This is a genomic window from Streptomyces sp. SPB074, from assembly GCF_000154905.1.
Lineage (GTDB): Bacteria > Actinomycetota > Actinomycetes > Streptomycetales > Streptomycetaceae > Streptomyces.
Genome location: NZ_GG770539.1, coordinates 450,784 through 454,568 on the forward strand (window position 1 = coordinate 450,784; position 3,785 = coordinate 454,568).

Here is a 3,785-nt window from a genome sequence, read left to right on the forward strand (position 1 = left end):
TGCTCGGCCCCGTCCTGGTCGCCGCCTTCGCGAACTCCCCCTTCCTCGCCGGGCGCGCCACCGGCTGGCGCTCGACCAGGCAGGCGCTGTGGGCCGCGATCGAGCCGGGCCGTACCGCGGCGCCCGCGCCCGGTCCGGACGCCCGGTCGGCGTGGACCGGGCACGTCCTGGACACGCCCGTGATGTGCGTACGGTCCGGGGAGGGGCCCTGGCCCGTCCCCGAGGGACTCACGCTGCGCGCCTGGGCGCGCGAGGGCGCGCGGGCCGAGGGCGCGGGGCGGGCGCCCGTCGCGGACGATCTCGACTACCACGTCACGACGCTCTTCCCGCCCGTCCGGGCCCGCGGGCACCTGGAACTGCGGATGATCGACGCGCAGCCGGGCGAGGACGGCTGGGTGGTGCCGCTCGCGGTCGTCGGGGCGCTCTTCGACGACGAGGCGGCCGCCGAGGCCGCGTACCGCGCGGTCGCGCCGCTCGCCGGGCGGCTCGGCGACGTGCCGCCGCCGCGCTCGCCGCTGTGGCTGGCCGCCGCGCGCGACGGCCTCACCGATCCCGGGCTCGCCCGGGCGGCGCGCGCCTGCTTCGACGCCGCGTCCGAGGCGCTTCAGCGGCTCGGGGCGCCGCCCGCGATGCGGGCGCTCGTGGCCGGGTTCACCGAGCGGTACGTGGCGCGGGGCCGCTGCCCCGCCGACGACCTGCTCGCCCATCCCCTCGCCTCGCTCGCGCGGGCGCCCGGCCTGTGGGGCACGACCGCCCCGCACGGCAGGAAGGACGTGGTGTCATGACCGCCGTACAGGAGCCGGGCCAGGACGCGGAGGCGCTGCGGGCGCTCGCGCTGCGCGCGCTGCGCACCGCCCGGGAGCGCACCGCGCTGCTCACCGGCGCGGTCGAGGAGCCGGACCTCGTGGCGCAGCACTCGCCGCTCATGTCACCGCTCGTGTGGGACCTCGCGCACATCGGCAACCAGGAGGAGCTGTGGCTGCTGCGCGCGGTCGCGGGCCGGGACGCGATGCGCCCGGACATCGACCCGCTCTACGACGCCTTCGAGCACCCGCGCGCCGAGCGCCCCTCACTGCCGCTGCTGCCGCCCGAGGAGGCGCGACGGTACGCGGCCGAGGTGCGCGGCCGGGTGATCGACCTCCTCGAAGGCGCGCGGTTCGCGGGCGGTGACTTCGGCGCGGGGCTCACCCAGGCGGGGTTCGCGTTCGGGATGGTGGCGCAGCACGAGCAGCAGCACGACGAGACGATGCTCATCACGCACCAGCTCCGCTCGGGCCCCCCGGTGCTCGAAGCGCCCGAGCCCGCCCCGGCGGACACGCGCGGGCTGCCGGCCGAAGTCCTCGTGCCCGGCGGCGCGTTCACGATGGGCACCTCCACGGAGCCGTGGGCGCTCGACAACGAGCGCCCCGCGCACCGGCGGCACGTGCCGTCCTTCTGGCTCGACACGACGCCCGTCACGTGCGGGCGGTACACGGCCTTCCTCGCCGACGGGGGGTACGAGGAGCCGCGCTGGTGGCACCCCGAGGGGTGGCGGCTCGTACGGGAACAGGGCCTGCGCGCGCCGCTGTTCTGGCGGCGCGAGGGCGGTACGTGGCTGCGGCGGCGCTTCGGGCACGTCGAACCGGTGCGGGACGAGGAGCCCGTGGTGCACGTGAGCTGGTACGAGGCGGACGCGTACGCGCGCTGGGCGGGGCGCAGGCTGCCCACGGAGGCCGAGTGGGAGAAGGCGGCCCGGCACGACCCGGCGGAGGAGCGGACACGGCGCTTCCCGTGGGGCGAGGAGCCACCGGGCCCCGCGCACGCCAACCTCGGGCAGCGGCATCTGCGCCCGGCCCCCGCGGGAAGCTACCCGCGGGGCGAGTCCCCCCACGGGGTGCGGCAGTTGATCGGTGACGTGTGGGAGTGGACGGCGAGCGACTTCCTGCCGTACCCGGGCTTCGTCACCTACCCGTACAAGAGGTACTCGGAGGTGTTCTTCGGACCGGAGTACAAGGTCCTGCGCGGGGGGTCCTTCGGCGCGGACGAGGTGGCCGTGCGCGGCACCTTCCGCAACTGGGACTACCCGGTGCGGCGGCAGATCTTCGCGGGCTTCCGCACCGCTCGCGACGCGGCGCCCGGCGAGGGCGCCTGATGTGCCGCCACCTCGCGGTGCTGAGCGCGGCCCCCGAAGCGCTCGGCACACGGCTCCTGCTGCCGCCGCACGGCCTGCACCGCCAGTCGTGGGCGCCGCGCGCGCAGCGGCACGGGACGGTCAACGCGGACGGCTTCGGGGTGGGCTGGTACGCGGACGGCGACCCCGTCCCGGCGCGGTACCGGCGGGCGGGGCCGCTGTGGGGCGATCCGGGGGTGCGGGACCTGTGCCGCGTCGTACGGAGCCGGGCGCTGCTAGCCGCCGTACGGGACGCGACCGAGCCCGGCGCCGACGACGAGGCGGCGAGCGCGCCCTACGCGGCGGGACGGTGGCTCTTCAGCCACAACGGCGCGGTGCCGGGCTGGCCCGGGAGCCTCGCGCCGCTCGTCCCCGGCCTGCCCGCCACGCTGCTGCTGGGCCTGGAGGCGCGCTGCGACGCGGCGTTCGTGTGGGCGCTCGTACGGCGGCGCCTCGACGCCGGGGCGACGCCGGGGGAAGCCCTCGCGGCGACCGTCGCGGAGGTCGCCGAGGCGGCGCCGGGAGCGCGGCTCAACCTCCTCCTGACCGACGGTAGGCGGATCGCCGCGACCGCCTGGGGCGACACGCTCGCGTACCTGCGCGCGCCCGGCCTCGTCGTGGTCGCCTCGGAGCCGTACGACGACGATCCCGCCTGGCGCGCGGTGCCCGGTCCCACCCTGCTCGAAGCCGACCGCGACGACCTCCGACTGACCCCGCTCAAGGAGCCGACCCAGTGAGCCCGTTCGCCCTGACCCGCACCCTGCCCGCGGACACGACGGGCGAGGCGCTGCGCGCCGACGTCCGCGCCGGACTGACGGCGGAGCCGAAGTGGCTGCCGCCCAAGTGGTCCTACGACGCGCGGGGTTCGCGGCTCTTCGAGGAGATCACGGCCCTGCCCGAGTACTACCCGACGCGCGCCGAGCGGGAGATCCTGCTCGACCGGGCCGGGGAGATCGCCGCCGCCTCCGGGGCCGGCACGCTCATCGAGCTGGGCTCGGGCTCCTCCGACAAGACCCGCCACCTCCTGGACGCCATGGCCGGCTTGCGCGCGTACGTGCCGGTGGACGTGAGCGAGAGCGCGTTGCGCGAGGCGGGCGAGGCGATCGCCGCCCGGCACCCGGGACTCGGCGTGCACGCGCTCGTCGCCGACTTCACCGCCCCGCTCGCGCTGCCCGGCACGCCGGGGCCGCGCCTGCTCGCCTTCCTCGGCGGCACGCTCGGCAACCTGCTGCCCGTCGAACGGGCGGCGTTCCTGGACTCGTTACGCGCCGTGCTCGCCCCGGGCGACCTGCTGCTCCTCGGCACGGACCTCGTGAAGGACGAGGCGACGCTGCTCGCCGCCTACGACGACGCGGCGGGCGTGACGGCCGAGTTCAACAAGAACGTGCTGCACGTCCTCGACCGTGAACTCGGCGCGGACACGACCCGGACGCCTTCCGGCACGTCGCGGTGTGGGACGCGGAGCGCGAGTGGATCGAGATGCGCCTGCGGGCGCGGCGCGGGCTGACGGTGAAGATCCCGGCGCTCGACCTCTTGGTGCTGTTCGCGGCGGGCGAGGACCTGCGGACCGAGATCTCGGCGAAGTTCCGCCCGGAGGGCCTGCGGGCGGAACTCGGCGCGGCCGGTTTCGCGCCCG

At 76.8% G+C, this 3,785-nt stretch carries 3 protein-coding genes and 1 pseudogene; all 4 read left to right on the forward strand.

Features of this window, described 5'->3' with window-relative positions:
- The coding region (locus tag SSBG_RS01840; protein WP_037868697.1) for a glutamate-cysteine ligase family protein at window positions 1-785 on the forward strand (785 nt) is incomplete at its 5' end.
- The gene (gene egtB / locus SSBG_RS01845; protein WP_008744535.1) at window positions 782-2,131 is read left to right on the forward strand and encodes an ergothioneine biosynthesis protein EgtB; all 1,350 of its coding nucleotides are present in this window, start codon (window positions 782-784) and stop codon (window positions 2,129-2,131) included. The genes SSBG_RS01840 and egtB, both read left to right, overlap by 4 nt.
- Window positions 2,131-2,886, forward strand: coding sequence for an ergothioneine biosynthesis protein EgtC (egtC, locus tag SSBG_RS01850; RefSeq protein WP_008744536.1), 756 nt, complete (start codon window positions 2,131-2,133; stop codon window positions 2,884-2,886). Before egtB ends, egtC begins: the two co-directional genes overlap by 1 nt.
- A pseudogene (gene egtD / locus SSBG_RS01855) lies at window positions 2,883-3,785 on the forward strand (L-histidine N(alpha)-methyltransferase); the annotation flags it as partial. The gene egtC and the pseudogene egtD, both read left to right, overlap by 4 nt.

Excerpts from the sequence above, each read along its gene's own strand:
- egtB (WP_008744535.1), top strand. The coding sequence starts at position 782 with ATGACCGCCGTACAGGAGCCGGGCCAGGACGCGGAGGCGCTGCGGGCG.
- egtC (WP_008744536.1), top strand. The coding sequence starts at position 2,131 with ATGTGCCGCCACCTCGCGGTGCTGAGCGCGGCCCCCGAAGCGCTCGGC.